This is a genomic window from Alcanivorax sp. (genome assembly GCF_051117345.1).
Taxonomy (GTDB): domain Bacteria; phylum Pseudomonadota; class Gammaproteobacteria; order Pseudomonadales; family Alcanivoracaceae; genus Alcanivorax.
This window is the reverse complement of the sequence record NZ_JBNPEC010000130.1, coordinates 1-19,284: the sequence shown is the minus strand read 5'-3', so window position 1 is coordinate 19,284 and position 19,284 is coordinate 1. Positions and strand designations below refer to the sequence as shown.

Genomic DNA, 19,284 nt, shown 5'->3' with positions numbered 1-19,284 from the left:
CCGGCCTGACCAAGAAAGACGTCAACGCCGTATTCGATGAGTTGGCAGACATCATGGAAGGTCATCTGAAGAAACGCGGTGCTGGCCAGTTCACCTTGCCGGGCCTGATGAAAATCGTCACCCAGAAGAAACCCGCCACCAAGGCACGCAAGGGCATCAACCCTTTCACCGGCGAAGAAACCACGTTCGCCGCCAAACCGGCCCGCACCATGGTAAAAGTGCGTCCGCTGAAAAAGCTCAAGGACATGGCATCCTGATGCCGCTTGCCACCGCCGGGCGTCTGCCCGGCGGTTGACCTTCTCCTTTCCCTCCTCTGGCCCCTGGCCACCCCAGCCTCTATAATCCGCGCCCACTGATATCTCTCTGACTGACCCTGGTTGCTTTATGGCCAACCACAGCCACCCTAGGCGCCAGCATCAGCCCCGTTCTTCTGTACCGGAATTCAAGGAGCGCGCCCATGGCAGAGCGTAAAGACAAGAAGAAGGTAATCGGCGAGCCGATGACCGACGAACAGATCAAGGTTTTCCTGGATTTCTCCAGCGAGGAAGGTGTCGACGCCGACTTCCACGTTCTTGAGAAGGCCTATCGGGCCCTGCGGGCCGAAGATTTCGGGCGTTTCATCGGGTTTTTCCTGGCACAGGGCCGGGATATCAATGCCCGCGACCCCCAGGGCCGCACCCTGCTGACCCATATCGAGGGCCACCCGAAGTGCAGCGACTACGCTCAGTTGCTGCGTGATGCCGGCGGCACACGTCAGGATTAACGCCATTTCCCCCGCCGCCTGACCTTCTGTCGGGCGGCAACCAACCAGATACATTTCCCAAGAAAAATACATACCCTCAGGAACTTGTTCACCGCCCAAGCCCATGGCATTGTTAAGCTATTACAAGGGCTATCGGGGCCCGGCGACCATGTCGCCTCGAATAACAGGGTAATGAGAGAGCCGGAAACGGCTTTCCTGTTCGTTTTTTCGCAACTGCCTCCACTGGCATATCGCGACAAAGGCGATCACAGGTTGTATTTCATACCCTGATAAAACACACAACAACAACAAGAGCTGTAAACCATCATGACAGCATATCCTCAACGATTCTGGCATTCCCTGTGTCTGGTCGCGCTTTGCGTATTCAGCATGCAACTCCATGCGGCACGCGATGACGACTATGACGATGAAATGGATGAAGTCACCGCGGAAGAACTGCAAATGCAGGAGATTCCGGTGGATGAACGCATCTTCCAGGAAAAATGGAACGAGGTTCCCTACAAGAAGAGCTACTTCACCTACACCGACGCGCAGATCCGCGAGAAATGGGATTACCTGATGCGCGGCCTCAAGGTGCCCTATCCCTCCGCAGACTACATGCGTACCCAGTTCAAGAAGTACCCGTTCATGTCGGAGGACATCCAGAACTGGGATGGCAAGGATTACGATGGCCTGGAACGCCGCTATCTGGCGGTGTGGAGAATGTTCTTTGCCGGCGATTTCCAGCAAGCCCGGGAAGAAGGCCTGAAGCTGGGTGCGATTGGCAAGATTCCTTCCCTGTTCTCCCAGCTGATGTATGCGATCTACCTGGCGGACCGTCAAAGCACCAAATACATGATGCTGCAGGACGTGGCCAACCAGGCTCAGGAATACTTTGACGTCATGAAAGAGGCTGAGGATGACCCGCAAGTGGCCCCGATCGTGGCCACCGTGAAACTGGGTTACGCCTACGCCATCGCCCGCATCGCCGAAGAATCCCCGGTGCCCATCGTGGTGGCTCGCCGCTATATCGGCAAGATCAAGAACAGTGCCGAAGAAGTGGTAGAAGTGATGCCCGAACAGCCTCTCGCGCACGCCTTCCGCGCTGGCGTGGATGCCGGCATCATGCGTCGGGTGGGCAAATTCACCGGCCGCATGACCTACGGTGCCCGCACTACCACGGTGGAAGATTCCTTCGCCGAAGCACTGGAAATGGCCGGCGACATCCCGATTGTTAACTATGAGTACGCCAATGCGTTGATTTACATGAACCGCAAGCGCGACCTCAACGAGGCAATCAGCTACCTGGAAAAGGCCATGAAGATCCGTCCCGAGTTCTCCATGGATGCCCTGGACGTGATGTATTCCTACAAGCGCCTGCAGGAAGTGCGGCTGTATGCCCTGAACTTCCGCAGCTTCCGCAAGTTTGAAAAACTACGCCGCAAGTTCAGCAAGCAGACAGACCGCAACCTGACCAGCATCATCAGCGAACCGCTGAGCATGGACATGCTTAATAACCCGGAAAAATACGTCCTCCCTGAGCGTGGCTGATGTCACTCTATGAAGACAAGCTGTTCCCGGTATTACTGGATTGGGCAACCCGTCCGGTTTACCGGGACCGTGCCCGGATAGTTGGCCAGGCCCACGGACGGGTTCTGGAGCTGGGCGTCGGTACCGGCAGCAACTTTGCCTTTTATGGTGATTCAGCCACCGAAATCCATGGTATCGAACCGGTCGAGGCGATGCTGGAAATGGCTCGCGAAGCCGCCGATCAGTGCTCGCACCCGGACCGTTTTGTCCTGCGCACCGGCGATGCCCAGCAACTGCCCTACCCCGACCACCATTTTGATACGGTCGTTGCCTGCCTGGTGTTCTGCACCATTCCAGATCCCACCCAAGCAGCAGCCGAAGCCTTTCGGGTGCTCAAACCCGGCGGCACCCTGCTGGCCCTGGAGCATGTGCTCAGCGATCGTCGCTGGGTGCAGCGCCTGCAAAAGGGCATGAACCCGGCCTGGAAGCATCTGGCCTGCGGCTGCCAGCTCACCCGTGATACTGCCAGCATCTTCCGCGAGGCCGGCTTTCGCCTGCACAAGGCCTCACACCGCCGCCACCCCAAACTGCCTGCCTTTGCCGGAGAATTGCTGGATGGGGCTTTATTACGGCCTTGAGGATCAGCGACAAGCTTCAAGCTGCAACGCGGTCTGATCCATAGCCAACCGATAGGCCATCGCCTTCGCGCTTAGCCCATCACGAAAACAAGAGATACAAACATACGGGGCGGCACGGCGTCGGTGTTTTTTCCAACTAGCAACTCCCTAATTCGCGTTGTAGCTTGCGGCTTGAAGCTTTTAGCTGCCCAACTGGGACAAACTGCCACACCCAACCACACCGCTTTACCTTTACAATACCCACCCATGGATACCCGCCCCCCCTTACTGAACTGGCGCCTGCGTCTGATTTGGCTACGCAGTTTGCTGGTACTCGTCATTACTCTTGCCCTGATGGTGCTGCAAAGTCAGGGACATAGCGGCTATCGCCTGAACGAACTGGGCTGGTTAGCGGCCCTGCTGCTACCCAGCCTGATCACATTGCTCTCCCACCGGGTGCTCCGCCAGCGTCACGCCCCACTGCTGACGCTGGAACTGGCCCTGGATACGATCCTGTTCACCGGCCTGATCCAGGGCTTCGGTGGTGCCGGCAACCCGCTATCTTTCTATCTGCTACTACCCGCCCTGCTGGCATCACTGACCCTGCCGCTGAGAAACGGGATGCTGGTGGCAGCACTGGCTCTGGGCGGCTATATGGTGTCCATGAGCTGGTATCAGATGCCCGCCATGGATTCCCCCCTGCACGCCCTCAGCCACCAGCTCAGCGGCCTGCATGGCGTCGGCATGGCCGCCGTTTTCATTGCCCTGCTGGTCATGCTGACTCTGTTGGGGCAGGTGATTCAGCGCCTGATGCGTCAGCAGCAGCGCCAGCAGGAACAGGCCATTGATCTGGCCGGTCGCCGCGAGCACATGTACCAGATTGCCGCCACCCTGGCCGATCAGGCCCATGAACTGAATACCCCACTGGGCACCCTGGTGATGCTGGCCGACAACCTGCTGCATGCGCCGCAACTGCCAGACCCCCTGCGCGATGAAGTCTCTCAGATGGAACAACTAGCCCGTAATGTGGCCCAGCGCCTGAAACAGGGCAATGAACCTCTGCTGCCGGAATACCTGCCCGTCAGTGAGTTGCTGGAGAAGCTACAACAGCACCTTCGTCATCTGGCGCCCACCCTGTCGATCAGCCAGCAATTGGATGCCGACCCCTGCGTCGCCGACACGGAAGGCTGGTTTCGGGTACTGTGCAATCTCGGTTACAACGCCATGGACGCTGGCGCCACCCGGCTGGCCATCACCCTGCAGGACCAGGGGCAGCATTACCGGTTACAGGTCAGCGATGATGGTCCCGGCCATGCTGCATCGGAGCGGGAAGGCATGGGCATCGGCCTGACCCTGGTCAGCACCACGCTGCAACAGATGGGCGCCAGCCTGGAAATGGAATTCGGGCCGCGCTGGACCCAGGCGCGCATGGACTGGCCAAAGCTCCCGGAGCCAACGTCATGAACGAACGCCAACTGCTGCTGGTGGAGGACGACGAGCCACTGGCCAGACAGACCGCCCGCGCCCTGGAACTCCGTGGCAACCGGGTAACCGTGGCCCATAATGCCGAACAGGCGCTGGCACAGCTGGCCGGCCTGGAACATCTTGATGGCGCCATCCTTGACCAGAACCTGGGCAACGACAACGGCCTGGATCTGATCGAACCTGTCCTTGAACATTTCCCGGCTTGCCGGGTCATCCTGCTCACCGGCTATGGCAGTATTACTGCAGCAGTGGCCGCCACTCACCGTGGTGCCCGCAATTATCTCACCAAACCCGCCAGCCCCGCTGACATCTTGCTGGCGCTGGATGCGGATCCGACCAATCCGACCCTGCCCCTACCCGCCACCCCGCCATCCTTGCAACGGCTGGAGTGGGAGCATATCCAGCGCACTCTGGATGCCCATGATGGCAACATCTCCCGTGCTGCCGACGCTCTGGGCATTCATCGCCGCACCTTGCAACGACGGCTGAAAAAACGTCCCACCGCCAGTGACTACCAACGCGACAAGCACTTTCGCGAAGACTGACTGTCACAACTTGCCTTACACTGTTAAACGATCACACGTTACCGTACCGGATGAGAAAAAGACCCAATCAGCCGGTTGCCGGAAACAACAGAAGGGATGCAGGACTTGAGGCTACATCAGCAGACAATATGGCTGGCTGCACTACTGCTGATGCTACTCGCCATCCCCGCTTTCGCTGATGACGCTCCGCAACTGCGCATCACCGGCAATGCCAACGATGCGGTCAGCGGTAATATCCGCGCTTTGGTGGACCTGTCCCGTTATCCCTGCGAGCCGCCCACGGCTCAATATGGCCTGATACGCAGACAGATCCTTGCCAACAGCCAGCAAGCGTTGCAGGCCATGGGCTACTACGAAAGCACCCTGTCCCTGAGCACCGACCGGGAAGACGGCTGTGTCCGGGTAACGCTGGACGTGAACACCGGGCCCGCAGTGATCCTGCAGCGGGCAGACATTCGCATCAGCGGTGATGCCGCCAATGATCCCGTATTCAACCAGCTGGTGGCCAATGCACAACTGGCCATTGGCCAGCGCCTGCAGCACGATCAGTACACTGCCCTGAAAAAGAACCTGCAGCAGCATCTGATCAGCCGCGGCTATGTACAGGGACAGTTGACCCGACACCAGCTCAGCGTGGACACCCGCAAACGCCAGGCCTCCATGACATTGCATGTGGACAGCGGTGCCCGCTACGACTTCGGCGCCATCACCCTTGCCGGCAGTGAATTGAGAGACAAGCTGGTCAATGCCTATGTGAGCTTTGCCAAGGGGGAACCCTTCAACAGCAAACAACTGCTGGAAACCCAGCAGGCCTTTCTCGGCGCCGGCTATTTCAGCGCCGTGCGCGTACAGAAAGGCACCCCGGATGACAGCACCCGCTCCATTCCCGTCAGCATCACTCTCACAGACAACAATCGCTGGTCACTGCTCGCCGGTGTCGGCGCCAGCACCGATACCGGGCCACGAGTACGCTTGGGGGTGGAAAACCGCCGGGTTAACCGGGCCGGTCACCGCTTCCGGGCGGAAACAGAGGTGTCCCAGGTGCAGCAGGGTGCCGGTGCCAGCTACCAGATCCCGCTGAAAGATCCCCAACGCGAACGGTTGGATTTCCACACCAGCTACGTGAATGAGGTCACCGACAGCAAGGACAACGAACGCTGGACCACCGGAGCCGATTATATTGTCGAGTTGCAAAATCGCTGGGTCACCACCACCTCGCTGACCTACCTGCGTGAGACCTACGAGATCGCCGAGGAAGTGGATCAGGCCGAGTTGATCATTCCCGGTTTCCAGCTCAGTCGCGTCAAGGCCAACGACCCCGTCTACCCGTCGTTCGGGTGGCGCTTGAGCAGCAAAATCCGTTTTGCCAACCGCAATCTGTCTTCCACTGCCTCCTTCCTGCAGCTTACCAGCAACGGCAAAATTCTTTTCCCGTTGCTCGGTGGGCGGGTGCTGTTGCGTGGCGATCTGGGCTACACGGAAGTGACCGATGTGCGGGAACTGCCCGCCTCAATCCGCTTCTTTGCCGGCGGTGATTCCAGCGTGCGCGGTTTCGCCTATGAATCCCTGGGCCCACGGGCAGACAATGGTGAAGTTATTGGTGGCCGGCATCTGGCCACCGGTAGCCTGGAATACGACCACCCGATCACCGAGAAATGGCATCTGGCGATCTTCACTGACGGCGGCAATGCGTTCAATGACGTCGATGATTTCGAAATCCGTCGCAGCGCCGGGTTCGGCATCCGCTGGCGCTCTCCCCTCGGGCCGATCCGGCTGGATCTGGCTCGGGCCGTGGATGAACACCGCGACTGGCGTTTACACCTGAGCATGGGGCCGGACCTGTGATCAAACGAGCCCTCAAACGTTTCAGCGTCGGTCTGCTAGGCTTGCTGTTCAGCCTGATACTGATTGTGGTGCTGACCACCTGGCTGCTACTGGGCACCGCCACCGGTAACCGCTGGCTACTCGATCAGGTCAGTGAGCTGATCCCCGGCGAGCTGCAGGTGGATGACTGGCAAGGCAGCCTGCTGGACCGGGTTACCGCCACCGGGGTGCGCTATCAGCTGGACGATCTAACTGTCAGTCTGGATCGTCTGGAAGTCGAACTGGTGCCCGCATCCCTCACTCGCGGCTGGCTGGAGTTCACCTCCCTGTCGCTGGGCAACCTGAGGCTGTCCCTGCCGCCCGGCCAGGAATCCGATGACTCACCAACTGCTAGCCTGCCGGACAGCCTGGCACTGCCCCTGGGTGTACGCATCGACACCCTGACCCTGTCCTCCCTGCATCTCAACGACACCCTGCTGGTCAGCGAACTGGATGCCCGGCAACTGGCAGCCTGGCGACGTTTCCAACTGGCCAGCCTGACCGCCCGCACGGTGGCCAATATCAGCGTGAACGCCACCGCCCAGGGCAGCCTGGCCGCCCCCATGGAAATTCAGGGGCAGGCCCGCTGGCACATGCCGTTACCGAAGAACGATACCGTCAACGCAGACCGGTTGGCAGGCCAGCTTGATATCAGCGGCTCTCTCGCAGCCCTGCAACTGCGCCACCAACTGCAGAGCCCCCTGGAAATTCACAGCCAGGGTCAATGGCTACTGGGCGACCCCGAACAACCACTGTCCCTGGAACACCGGTGGCCGGCCCAGCCATTACCGCTGGCGCTGCCACAGCCGCTATCACTGGGCCACGGCAAACTGACCACTCGGGGACCGTTGGAGACGCTGGAAATAGCAGGCCAAAGCAGCCTGCTCAGTGGCGACAAAACCGTGAATCTGTCCCTGGACAGCCAGCTGATAAACGGCGGCCTGGCACTGCGACAACTGCAGCTCGATGATGGCGAGCAGCAACTGGAAGGTCACGGAGAGCTGCTGTTCAGTCCCTTGAGCTGGGACCTGGCCATGGAAGGACAACTGGACACCGGCCTGCTACATCCGCAGTTCCCGGGCCAGCTCAGTGTCCACGGCAACAGTCGGGGCAGGTACGAGGGTGAACAGTGGGTCCTGTCCCCCAGCCAGATACAGCTGGAAGGTCGGGTACGCCAGCACCCTCTGAGCGCCACGACCAAACTGGAAAGCCGCCAGCAACGCCTGCACCTGGACAGCAGCCTTCACTGGGGTGACAACCGATTCAGCGCACGCGGAGCCATACTGCCCGACTGGTCCCTGGACACCAGCGTGGACCTGAAACAGCTGGGCCAGCTTTACCCGGATATTCAGGGCCAGCTCAGCGGGCAACTGCAAGTACGCGGCCCCCTCGCCACACCCAATCTGACCGGCAATCTGAACGGCCAGCAGCTGGGCTGGCAGGATTGGTCGCTGGCCTCCCTGCAAACCCGTTTCCAAGCTCTCGGCCTGGGCGAGCAAGCCATGTCGTTCGAACTGGACAGCGAGACACTGCGGCAGGGCAACATCGAGCAACTTGCCGCGGCCCGCATCAGCGCCAATGGCACCCTCGCGCGCCACACCGCTACCGCCAACATCCGGCGCGACGACATCAGCCTGGAGACAAGCCTGCAAGGCAGGCTGAAAGCGCTCAAGAACGCGCCCCAGTGGCAAGGTTACCTGTCCGATACAGGCCTGATTCATCAACAATTGGGCCGCTGGCAACAGGCTGAGGACACGGCGGTGACGCTCTCTGCTACGGCCCAGTCGATCAGCCCTTTCTGTCTCGAGCAGACACAGAGCCGGCTTTGCCTGACAGGCAGCCGCGACAGTAACGATCAGGTCGACGCCAGCGCCTCACTCAGCGCCCTGCCGCTGGCGTTGGCCGGCGCCCTGCTGGGACCAGATTTTATCGTTCAGGGCAGCCTGGATGGCGAGGCCACTCTGCAAGGTTCTCTGGACAACCCCGACGGCCAATACCGGCTGCAAACCCGGCAGGCGAAGATTGCCGTACGCACTCCGGATGTCCCCCAGGAGCTTTTGATTGAGCAGCTATCCGCACAAGGAACGCTGCAAAACCGGCGTCTGACCAGCGAATTGTCACTGATGTCCGACCTGGCCACTGTCGACGCGGCTCTGGAACACGGCCTGGATGCTGACTCTTCCCTGGCGGGCGAGGTGGCATTACGGATATCCAGTCTCGCTCCATTGGCACTATTCACCACCGATCTGCGCGAAATCAGCGGCGACATTCGTGGCGATTTCTCGCTGGAGGGCACCCTTCGCCAACCGCTGATGAACGGCAGCATCCGCCTGGATAACGGCCGCGCCTTGGTCCCCGTTCTGGGGGTAGCCGTTACCGATCTGCAGGTGGACGTTAAGGGTTCGCCCCGCGGGAAACTGGATGTCAACGGATCGGCCACCCTGGGCGAAGGCACAATGACACTAACTGGCACCCTGGATCCCAGGGAATGGCCCGCCAAGGTAGATCTGTCATTGAACGGCCAACGGTTACTGGTAGCAGACAGACCCGATGCCCGTGTTCTCCTCAGCCCCACCCTTACCCTCAAGGGCGACCTGGGTGAACTGCAACTGGGAGGCAAGCTCACCATCCCGGAAGCGCAAATCCAGCCGACGGAACTGCCCGAAGGCGCCGTCACCGTCAGCCAGGATCAGGTACTGGTGCACCAGCAGGCCGAACAAAGCAGCGGCCTGCCGCTGGGCATTGATCTCATTATCAACCTGGGAGACAAGGTGCACTTCAAGGGCTTTGGTCTGGACGCCAGCCTTGGCGGCACCCTGCAAGTAGAACAACAACCGCAACAGCCGCCGCAACTCAATGGTGAATTGGTCATCCGCGAAGGCCGCTACCGGGCTTACGGCCAGAACCTGGCCATCAGTGACGGTCAACTCATCTTCCAGGGCCCACCGGACAATCCGGGCCTGGATATCCGTGCCATCCGAAAAATACCCAGTGACAATGTGGTCGTCGGGGTACAGCTCAGCGGCACCCTGCAGGAACCGGAAGCCAGTTTGTTCTCCGAACCCGGTATGGAACAGAGCCAGGCCATGTCCTACCTGCTCACCGGCCGGCCACTGGAACGGGGGTCGAAAGGCGACAACAACCGGATTGCCCAGGCCCTGGCGCTGTACGGGCTGGAAAAAGGCAGCGGCGTCACCGAAAAACTCGGCGACACACTGGGCGTGGATGAAATCACTGTGGGCAGCGACTGGGAAACCGACGACGCCGCCCTGATGCTGGGCAAACAGCTTTCCGACCGATTGTACCTGACCTATGCGGTAGGCCTGTTCGATGCGGTCTCCACCGTCATGCTACGTTACACCCTGACCCGACAGCTTCATCTTGAAGCGCGCTCCAGCACCAAGGCGAACAGTCTGGATCTGATCTGGGAGAAGGAGTTGCAGTGAGGAGTAGCGAGTATCGAGAAACGAGAAGCGAAGACCCGCCTTACCCGATTGCAGGTTTTGATTTTCGAAACTCGCTTCTCGCAACTCGATACTCTCGTTATCACGCCGCCAGCGGCGCTCCTACGAGGCTACGAAGAAATCGGCAGCGCGTACGTCCCGGTCACATGGGCCACCATTTCGTCATTGCCCTCGCTGAACAGCTGCACCTCCAGCACCGCAGAGCGCCGCCCCAGCCGCAGAATAATTGCCTCAGCGATCAAATCCTTCTGGGCCGGACGGGACAGGAAATTGATATTGAGGTTTTGCGTCACCGCCATTTCAACCCGCCCCAACTCACCGAGAATCGCCGCATACATGGCGGCATCCGCCAGCCCCATCATGGTAGGCCCGGACAGCGTGCCCCCCGGACGAAGGGTGGACGGCCGGAATGGACTACGCACCCGGGCACGCCGCTCACCCACCGCTTCAACCCGCAATCCTTCCTCAGACGCCGCCGGCAGCCCCTGATAAATCACGTCCTGTACTTCTTTTGCATTCAACATAGAGTTCGCCACCTGATTCTGGATAACACGCAGGATACGAAAGCGGGCGCAACAATCCCAGCGGCGATCATGATGGCTGGTGACGAAGCGCCTTTGCCCCTAAAATGACCCGCTTCAGCAATAACCGGCCAAAGACTGTCTCCTATGCGCACTTCCCAGTACCTGCTTGCCACCGTCAAAGAAACCCCGGCCGATGCCGTTGTCATCAGCCATCAGCTCATGCTGAGGGCCGGCATGGTCCGCAAGCTGGCCTCCGGCCTGTATAACTGGCTGCCCACCGGCCTGCGCGTGCTGCGCAAGGTGGAGAATATTGTCCGTGAGGAGATGGACCGGGCCGGAGCGCAGGAAGTGCTGATGCCTGTCGTCCAGCCCATGGAGCTATGGGAAGAATCCGGGCGGGCGCCGGCCTATGGCCCGGAGCTGCTGCGAATAACCGATCGCCATAACAATGCCTTCTGCCTGGGCCCCACCCATGAGGAAGTGATTACCGATCTGGTCCGTAACGAGCTGCACAGCTACAAGCAGCTGCCGGCCAACTTCTACCAGATCCAGACCAAGTTCCGTGACGAGATCCGCCCGCGCTTCGGCATCATGCGCTCGCGGGAATTCATCATGAAGGACGCCTACTCCTTCCATACCGACATGGAATCCCTGGCTGCTACCTACCAGATCATGCACCAGGCCTACTGTGCCATCTTTGATCGTCTGGGCCTGGACTATCGCCCGGTGGAAGCGGATACCGGCGCCATCGGTGGCGCCGCCAGCCATGAATTCCATGTGCTGGCCGACTCCGGTGAAGACGACATCGCCTTCTCCGACAGCTCCGATTACGCCGCCAACGTGGAACTGGCCGAAGCCCTGGCTCCCGCTATCGAGCGCCCCGCCCCTGGTGCGGCCATGGCAAAGGTGGATACCCCCAACGCCAAGACCATCGAAGAGCTGGTCGCACAGTTCGATCTGCCCATGGAGAAAACCGTCAAGACCCTGGTGGTAAAAGGCGCTGAGGAAGGCCAACTGGTCGCCCTGCTGGTCCGCGGCGATCACGAGCTGAACGATATCAAGGCAGAAAAACTGGAATCAGTGGCCACGCCCATGGAGTTCGCCAGCGAAGAGGAAATCCGCCGGGCCATCGGTGCCGGCCCGGGCTCCCTGGGCCCGGTGGGTCTGCCGATTCCGGTTGTCATCGACCGCAGTGTGGCGGTGATGAGTGACTTCGGCGCCGGCGCCAATGAAGACGGCAAGCACTACTTCAACATCAACTGGGAGCGCGACGTGGCGCTGCCAGAGGTGGCTGACCTGCGCAATGTCGTGGAAGGCGACCCCAGCCCGGACGGCAAGGGCACCCTGACCATCAAGCGCGGCATCGAAGTGGGCCACATCTTCCAGCTGGGTACCAAGTACTCCGAAGCCCTGGGTGCCAAAGTACTGGATGAAAACGGCAAGTCCGTGGTCATGCCCATGGGCTGCTACGGTATCGGCGTCACCCGGGTCGTGGCTGCCGCCATTGAGCAGAACTATGACGACCGCGGCATTATCTGGCCGGAATCCATCGCTCCCTTCCTGGTAGCCCTGGTACCGGTGAACATCAAGAAAAGTCCCCGCGAACGCGAGCTGGCTGAAAGGCTCTATGCCGAACTGACTGCAGCCGGCATTGAGGTACTGTTCGACGACCGAGAGAAAGAACGCCTCGGCGTAAAACTGGCCGACAGTGAACTGCTCGGCATCCCCCACCGCATCGTCATCGCCGAACGGGGCATGGACAATGGTGTGCTCGAATATAAAGGGCGCGGGGATGCGGAGAATAGCGAAGTGGCCATGGATGATGTTATGGCGTTCCTGAAAGGGAAGCTGGGCTGAGTTAACAGTTAATAGTGAACAGTTAACAGCGACGCGCGCCAGCGCCTCGTAACTGGAAACGCAAGAGGCCGCGCCCAAAGCTTGGGCGCGGCCTCTTTGCTGTCAGAACAGATAACGCTGTTTCGCGCCGCTGTTAACTATTAACTGTTCACTATTAACTAGATTTTAATGGAGCGTTTCACCGCCATCACCTGACTCATAGTGTTATCCCCATGGGACGTCAGCTGCCACAACGGCAGGCCGCGGTTATCCTTCTCCGCGGACTTGGTAATCAGACCCAGGGCGCGCAGGTGGATCTTGATTTGGTTGAACGCATGAGCAGCCAGTACCACGTTGCGTACCGCATGGGCGCGGGGGAAATCCTGCTGCACATCGGCCAATGCCTTGCGACCAATGAAATCTTCCAGCGTTTTCTGCATCACCGGCTCTGATGCAGGGTTGATCATCAGCGGGGCCATACAGGAAAACGCCTGATCCCAGCTGATCCGGGTAGTGACCATGGCGAGTTTGCAATCACCGCCTTCATAAACATTGCAGGAATAATCCAGCGCCACCAGATCACCGCCCCGGGAGAGGGTCTTCAGCGCAGGCCGGGCCTGGCTCATGCTCTCTTCCCGCTCCTTTTCCAGCAGCTCGATGCGGGCCTTGAGGGCTTCCACTTCGACTCCACCACCACCAAGACCAGCCTGGTCCGCCCGCACCCAGCCTGCGGCACGATGCTCACGCATCAGGTTGGGAATCACCTTGTGTGCCAGTTCTGCCAGACCGTTTTCCGTGGTCCAGCGGAAACACGCCACCTTCTCTTCCAGCAGGCGGACAAAATCATCGCGGCGCACCTGACCATCACGGGTAGGCTCCTGCTGGTCAGAGGGCAGCATGGCCGGATTATCATGGATAAAGGCAACGATGGGCTTGCGTTTGGTGGCGGCAAAAATGTATTCGCGGTGCAGCTCGCTGAGCCCCATGGGAGACAGGGTGCCGTAGCGCCCACCCACGATCAGGACAAAATAATCGCTGGTTTCGATCAGCTTCTGGATCACCGGCAGCAGGGTATTGCCATCTGCGGCAGAACTGTCCAGGCCGGTGGGTATCATGCCGTGCTCGATCATCGGCAACATCAATGCCTGGCGCGCGCCCTGCATATCGGGAAAGGTGGCACTGATAAAGACCTGGTAGCGTTTCGTCGCTGTCACCCTGGGTACCTGTAGCGTCGAGTTATGGCCCTCTCGGGCACGTTTTTGGCTGGCTATTAAACAGCCTGTGGGCCCTCATCACAACCCGGGGACCACTGTAGGCAGTCTGGCCGTGGGACATCCATCCGGTTCATGCTAGCCTGAGCCCAGCCTTTGTGCCGGTTAACCGGCGGCGCCAGTGCCAATAACCAATATCGTAGCGCTTTTTGCAAGCTTACAGGAATGGGACGTCATGCAAACCATAGCCTTTTACAACCTGAAAGGTGGCGTGGGCAAAACCGCCTCGGCCGTGAATGTGGCCTGGCATGCCGCACGCTGGAAGCACCGTACCCTGCTCTGGGACCTGGATCCCCAGGGGGCCGCCAGCTTTTATCTGGGGGTGGATGACGGTGACGGCTACAAGGCCGGCAATCTGATCAAGGGCAAGCAGCCCATCGGCCGACTCAAGCGGGAAACCCGCTGGGCCAACCTGGATGCCATCCCCGCCGACATCTCCATGCGTAATGCGGACATCAAGCTGGTGGAGAACGGTGGCGCCAAGAACCGCCTGAAACAGCTGATCGCCCCGCTGGGGGAAAGCTACGAACTGGTGGTCCTGGATTGCCCGCCCACCCTGAGCCCGATGGCAGAAAGCATCTTTGCGGCGGTGGACTACCTGTTTGTGCCGGTGATCCCTACCCACCTGTCGGTACGCGCCTATGAACAGGTGTTGCACTGGCTGGACGGCAAGAACTACAAGAACCTCACCGTGGTGCCTTTTTTCAACATGGTGGACCGGCACCGGGACCTGCATGTGGAAATGCTGGTCAAGCGCCCGAAAAGCATGAAAGGCGGCCTGAAGACCTGGATCCCCTACTCCACTCACGTGGAGCAGATGGGCGACCACCGCGCCCCGGTCGGCGAATTCGCCCCCTACACCCCCTCCGCCCAGGCCTTCCGCGCCATGTGGTTCGCGATCGCGGGCAAACTTAAATTATAGTTAACAGTTAATAGTGAATAGTTAACAGCGGCACGAAGCCGCGTTATCTGTTCTGAAAGCAAAGAGGCCGCGCCCATCGTTTAGGCGCGGCCTCTTGCGTTTCCGTTACGTGGCGTTCTACCGCGTCGCTGTTAACTATTAACTGTTCACTGTTAACTGCTTTGCCACGGGTTTGCCCGCCGCAGAATCGTATCCACATCCAGCCCCCGCGGCAGAGTCCCGTAGTTACGATCACCGTGCTCACCCAGCCGGGTGGCAATGAACGCCTCGGCCACGGACTGGTTACCGGCGGCTACCAGCTGGCTGGCCTGCAGGGTCAGGGACAGGCGGTCGACGATATCCCGGGCCCGGTATTCGGCTTCATTCATGTCCACAAATTCCTGCTTGAGCGCAGTCACCGCCTTGTCCAGGCGAGTATCACTGCCGGCGGTTTTCGCCAGCTCGGCAAACCACACATCCAGTACCGCCGGGGTCTTGCCCAGGGCGCGTAGCATGTCCAGCGCCTGCACGTTGCCAGACCCTTCCCAGATCGCATTGATCGGCGCCTCGCGATACAGACGCGCCATGATGAAGTCTTCAGTGACACCGTTGCCCCCCAGACACTCCATGGCCTCGTAGGCATGGAACGGGGTGCGCTTGCAGATCCAGTACTTGCCCGCCGGCAGGCCCAGCCGCAGCAGCAGTGTTTCGTGTTCGTTAGTCGGGTCCAGGGTAGTGTTATCCAGCGCCTCGCCCATGCGCATAGTAATGGCCAGGGAGCCCTCCACTTCCAGCTGCAGATCCGCCAGCACGTTACGCATCAGCGGCTGGTCGATCAGGGTCTTGCCGAAGGCAGCACGGCCCATGGCATGGTTCACCGCCTGGGCCACCGCCTGGCGCTGGCCGGAGGTAGACCCCACCATGCAGTCGAAACGGGTCATGGCCACCATTTCGATAATCGCCGGTACGCCGCGCCCTTCTTCGCCGACCATCCAGCCCAGGGCACCGCGCAGTTCGATTTCGGAGGAGGCATTGGAGACGTTGCCCATCTTGTTCTTCAGGCGCTGCACCTGGATCGGGTTCTTGCTGCCGTCCGGGCGCCAGCGCGGCGCCAGAAAACAGCTCAGGCCGCTGTCGGTCTGGGCCAGCACCAGGAAGGCGTCGCACATGGGCGCAGAGGTGAACCACTTGTGGCCGACCAGTTCATAGGCTTCGCCGGAACCTTCAACCCCAAGCGGATACGCCCGGGTGGTATTGGCACGCACATCGGAGCCGCCCTGCTTTTCCGTCATGCCCATACCGATGGTCAGCGCCTGCTTTTCCGTGTGGGGCACATTACGCGGGTCGTAAGCATTATTGAGGATCTTCGGCAACCACTCCTTTGCCAGCGAAGGGGTCAGTTTGATGGAGGGCACCGAGGCAAACGTCATGGTCAACGGGCAACCATGGCCTGCCTCCACCTGACCCTGCAAGTAGCTCTGCGCCGCCCGGGCCACATGGGCGCCCGGCTTCGGATCTGCCCAGGGAGCGGAGTGAATGCCGGACTCCAGCCCCAGCGTCATCAGACGATGGTAGGCCTCGTGGTACTTCACGTAGTCCACCCGGTACCCCTGACGGTCGTGGGAGAAAAACTGCGGCTTGTACTCGTTGGCCAGAAAGCCCCATTCGATCACCTCGGCGCTGCCGGTTTTGGCGCCGTGGGCGGACAGCCTGTCCTCTGCCCAGCCGGCCCCGTGGCGGCGCACTGCCTCGCGCAGAGCGGTGTCATTGTCGTAGGCGTTGTAATTCTCCAACGCCGGGGCCTGGTTGAAGACCTCATGGGTCTGGGCCAGCGGGTCCGCATTCCTCTGTTGTTCCTGCGTGTGCAGAGTGTCGTGCTTGGCATTCATGTGAGCTCTCCCGGAAAAATCATGCAGTCTGTTGCTGCTCAACAAGCTGGGCCTGCGCCGGGCTAGCGCCCACGGCACGCAGACAGAATTGGGTCAGGGATTCCGCCAGATTGGCTTTTGGCAGGGGGTCGGACAACGGGCCCACCAGGGCTTCGGCAATGGCACCCACCAGTGCCGCGGCGCTGATCGCGGTATCCTGGATGGGCAGCGCCCCCTGGGTAACGCCGTCACTGAGCAACTGCTTATAGAGCGCCGTGTAGCGCTGACGATAGGTGAGACGCTCCGCATCCACCGCCGGGTCCACCGGCTCGGCGATCAGCGACCAGGCCAACTGCGGTGCCGCTTGAGCACGCTGCACAAAGACCCGCAACACATGGCAGAGACGCTCGGCGAAGGTTCCTGGGTGCGCCACGGCGGCTGCCACTGCGGCGACTTCCCGCTCGGTGGCCACGCGAAATACCTCCGCCGCCAGCACCGCCTTGTTGTCGAAATAGCGGTACAAGGTGCCCACACCTACGCCGGCCTTTGCAGCCAGCGTCTGCATGGTCAGATTGGCAAATCCGCCCTCGCGGACCAGTTGCTCGGCGCTGCGCAGCAGATGGTCGCGCTGGGCCGCCTTGCGTGCCTTTACGTTGGCGGTTTCCCGGTAAGCCATGATCGGAATCCATATTCATTCCTTAAAAGAAGTGAATCATGATTCCGGCCTTCAGGCAAGCACCGCCGGTCGTGCGGTTAGGCGTTCGCCATAGCGTAAAAACCCTCCCGCACCTTCTACGAAGCTGCTGTAGGAGCGGCGCTTGAGCCGCGAATCCGAGCCTTGGCGAGGAAATGGCGTCTCAGCTTTCACCAGAACGTAAAAAGAATGCCTGTTGCAATACGATACCTGCCCCCCCCTTGAACGATCCCGCGCTTAGACGCGGTTCGCGGCTCAAGCGCCGCTCCTACAGAAAACCCGTAATCACCCCCAAACCCGCCATACCCAACACCATCCCCCACAACGGCACCGTCTTGCTGCGCAACATCACAAATCCCGCCACTACGACCAACAGATCCCACACATTTTGAACCGCAGAGACGAACACAGGCTGGTACAAGGCCGCCAGCAACAACCCCACCACCGCCGCATTGATCCCCGCTACCGCACCGGCCAGAGCCGGGCGGGAAGAGAGCCATTGCCAGCCCTCCATCAACCCCAACACCAGCAGAAAGCCCGGCAGGAAAATGGCCAGGGTGGCGATCAGGGCACCCCACCAGGGGCTGGCCGGCAGCAGCACCGCCCCCAGATAGGACGCCAGCGAGAACATAGGCCCGGGCACCGCCTGGGCAGCCGCATAGCCGGTGAGAAACTGATCCGGCGACATCTGCGGCCCCACCAGTTCCTGTAGCAGGGGTAGCACCACATGGCCGCCACCGAACACCAGCGAGCCGGCAGCGAAGAAATCGTTCCACAGACCCAGCACCCGCCCCGCTGGCAACAGGGCCACAACCGCAAGCAACACAAACCCCGCCAAAGGCCAACCTCGCCAGACCGGCTTGCCACTGGCTGGCGCCCCCTGTTGCGGGCGTAACCAGTACCAGCCGATAGCGGCAGCCACCAGCAAGGCCAGCATCTGCCCGGCCAACGCCGGCCAGAGTACCAACAGCATGGCCACCAGCGCGGCGATAGCCCGGGTCAGCCCCTTGGCGCAAAAGCGCTGGCCCATATTCCACACCGCATCGGCCACCACAATGACCGCCAGCCACTTCAGGCCGCTGATCGCCCCACCCTGTAGCCAGTCCGGCAGAGAGGTGGCGTAGATGCCCAACAGGGCCATCAACAAAAAAGACGGCAGGGTAAAGGCAACAAAAGCCGTGAAAGCCCCAGTTACGCCGCCGCGCACTCGGCCGATAGCAAAGCCCAACTGACTGGACGCCGGCCCGGGCAGAAACTGGGTCAGTGCCAGCAGGCGGGCGAACTCCGCCTCATCCAGCCACTGCAACTCCTCCACGAACCGACGATGGAAATAGCCCACATGGGCCGCCGGCCCGCCAAAGCTGATCAGCCCCATCACCAGAAACTGACGAAAGATATCGGTAATCACGTACAAGAATTCCCACTGAAATTTCACCAGAACCTAGCACAGTTTGCTGGCAGGCGGATGTCAGTGCCGGGCGCCGGCAGGTATACTCGCCCGATGCAATCCGATGCCCACTCCGTTCTCCAGCACGTCTTTGGCTATCACCAGTTCCGCGGTGAGCAGCAGACCATTATCGATAGCCTGATCCTGGGCGACGATGCTCTGGTATTGATGCCCACTGGCGGCGGCAAATCCCTGTGCTACCAGATTCCGGCCCTGGTGCGCCCTGGCACCGGGGTGGTAATCAGCCCGTTGATCGCCCTGATGCAAGACCAGGTGGATGCCCTCAAGGCGCTGGGTGTCAAAGCCGGCTTTCTCAATTCCACACTGAACATGGAACAGCAGCGGGCCCTGGAAGACGCCCTGCTTAAGGGCGAGCTGGACATGTTGTACATCGCCCCGGAACGGCTGATACAACCGCGCACCCTGTCACTGCTTCACCAGGCACAGATTGCCCTGTTTGCCATCGACGAAGCTCACTGCGTCTCCCAATGGGGCCA

General features: G+C 60.5%; 16 protein-coding genes. 11 read left to right on the top strand and 5 right to left on the bottom strand.

All coding sequences use genetic code 11. The features are described 5' to 3' along the window. From ACFE0K_RS08700 to ACFE0K_RS08665, 8 genes are all read left to right on the top strand, one after another. Window positions 1-257 (top strand): HU family DNA-binding protein (locus ACFE0K_RS08700; RefSeq protein ID WP_434535696.1); only part of this gene is annotated, 257 nt, incomplete at its 5' end. A 200-nt stretch (window positions 258-457) separates the two neighbouring features. Continuing rightward, a complete protein-coding gene (locus ACFE0K_RS08695) occupies window positions 458-763 on the top strand; it encodes a PA4642 family protein (protein ID WP_434535695.1) in 306 nt (101 codons plus the stop codon). 306 nt (window positions 764-1,069) lie between these two features. Then, complete coding sequence (locus ACFE0K_RS08690; protein ID WP_434535694.1) at window positions 1,070-2,293, top strand: hypothetical protein; 1,224 nt, start codon at window positions 1,070-1,072, stop codon at window positions 2,291-2,293. Beyond that, a complete protein-coding gene (locus tag ACFE0K_RS08685; RefSeq protein ID WP_434535693.1) occupies window positions 2,293-2,910 on the top strand; it encodes a class I SAM-dependent methyltransferase in 618 nt (205 codons plus the stop codon). Before ACFE0K_RS08690 ends, ACFE0K_RS08685 begins: the two co-directional genes overlap by 1 nt. Window positions 2,911-3,156: 246 nt before the next feature. After that, window positions 3,157-4,353: a sensor histidine kinase gene (locus ACFE0K_RS08680; protein ID WP_434535692.1), complete on the top strand. Its 1,197-nt coding sequence runs from the start codon at window positions 3,157-3,159 to the stop codon at window positions 4,351-4,353. After that, on the top strand, window positions 4,350-4,919 hold the full coding sequence (locus ACFE0K_RS08675; RefSeq protein ID WP_434535691.1) for a response regulator transcription factor: 570 nt from the start codon (window positions 4,350-4,352) through the stop codon (window positions 4,917-4,919). The genes ACFE0K_RS08680 and ACFE0K_RS08675 overlap by 4 nt, the downstream gene beginning before the upstream one ends. A gap of 96 nt (window positions 4,920-5,015) precedes the next feature. Continuing rightward, window positions 5,016-6,764 (top strand): autotransporter assembly complex protein TamA, encoded by a 1,749-nt coding sequence (locus tag ACFE0K_RS08670; RefSeq protein WP_434535690.1) that lies wholly within the window; start codon window positions 5,016-5,018, stop codon window positions 6,762-6,764. Then, entirely contained in the window at window positions 6,761-10,228 is a 3,468-nt protein-coding gene (locus tag ACFE0K_RS08665; protein ID WP_434535689.1) for a translocation/assembly module TamB domain-containing protein, read from the top strand. Before ACFE0K_RS08670 ends, ACFE0K_RS08665 begins: the two co-directional genes overlap by 4 nt. A 128-nt stretch (window positions 10,229-10,356) precedes the next feature. On the opposite strand, the gene ACFE0K_RS08660 is transcribed toward ACFE0K_RS08665, so the two are convergent. Beyond that, window positions 10,357-10,770: a PaaI family thioesterase gene (locus tag ACFE0K_RS08660; RefSeq protein ID WP_434535688.1), complete on the bottom strand. Its 414-nt coding sequence runs from the start codon at window positions 10,768-10,770 to the stop codon at window positions 10,357-10,359. A gap of 144 nt (window positions 10,771-10,914) precedes the next feature. Between ACFE0K_RS08660 and ACFE0K_RS08655 the strand changes: the two genes are divergently transcribed. Further along, window positions 10,915-12,627 carry a proline--tRNA ligase gene (locus ACFE0K_RS08655; protein WP_434535687.1) on the top strand — a complete coding sequence of 571 codons (1,713 nt, stop codon included), beginning with the start codon at window positions 10,915-10,917 and terminating at the stop codon, window positions 12,625-12,627. A 158-nt stretch (window positions 12,628-12,785) separates the two neighbouring features. Here the strand turns inward: ACFE0K_RS08655 and ACFE0K_RS08650 are convergent, their stop codons facing one another. Then, window positions 12,786-13,820: a DUF4062 domain-containing protein gene (locus tag ACFE0K_RS08650; protein ID WP_434535686.1), complete on the bottom strand. Its 1,035-nt coding sequence runs from the start codon at window positions 13,818-13,820 to the stop codon at window positions 12,786-12,788. Between the two features lie 232 nt (window positions 13,821-14,052). Between ACFE0K_RS08650 and ACFE0K_RS08645 the strand changes: the two genes are divergently transcribed. Next, entirely contained in the window at window positions 14,053-14,799 is a 747-nt protein-coding gene (locus ACFE0K_RS08645) for a ParA family protein (protein ID WP_434535685.1), read from the top strand. Window positions 14,800-14,951: 152 nt separating this feature from the next. On the opposite strand, the gene ACFE0K_RS08640 is transcribed toward ACFE0K_RS08645, so the two are convergent. From ACFE0K_RS08640 to chrA, 3 genes are all read right to left on the bottom strand, one after another. Next, window positions 14,952-16,667 carry an acyl-CoA dehydrogenase family protein gene (locus tag ACFE0K_RS08640; protein WP_434535684.1) on the bottom strand — a complete coding sequence of 572 codons (1,716 nt, stop codon included), beginning with the start codon at window positions 16,665-16,667 and terminating at the stop codon, window positions 14,952-14,954. Window positions 16,668-16,686: 19 nt separating this feature from the next. Beyond that, complete coding sequence (locus ACFE0K_RS08635; protein ID WP_434535683.1) at window positions 16,687-17,322, bottom strand: TetR/AcrR family transcriptional regulator; 636 nt, start codon at window positions 17,320-17,322, stop codon at window positions 16,687-16,689. Between the two features lie 286 nt (window positions 17,323-17,608). Next, complete coding sequence (chrA, locus tag ACFE0K_RS08630; protein ID WP_434535682.1) at window positions 17,609-18,775, bottom strand: chromate efflux transporter; 1,167 nt, start codon at window positions 18,773-18,775, stop codon at window positions 17,609-17,611. Between the two features lie 66 nt (window positions 18,776-18,841). Between chrA and ACFE0K_RS08625 the strand changes: the two genes are divergently transcribed. Further along, window positions 18,842-19,284: DEAD/DEAH box helicase (locus tag ACFE0K_RS08625; protein WP_434535681.1), on the top strand; the 443-nt coding region annotated here is incomplete at its 3' end.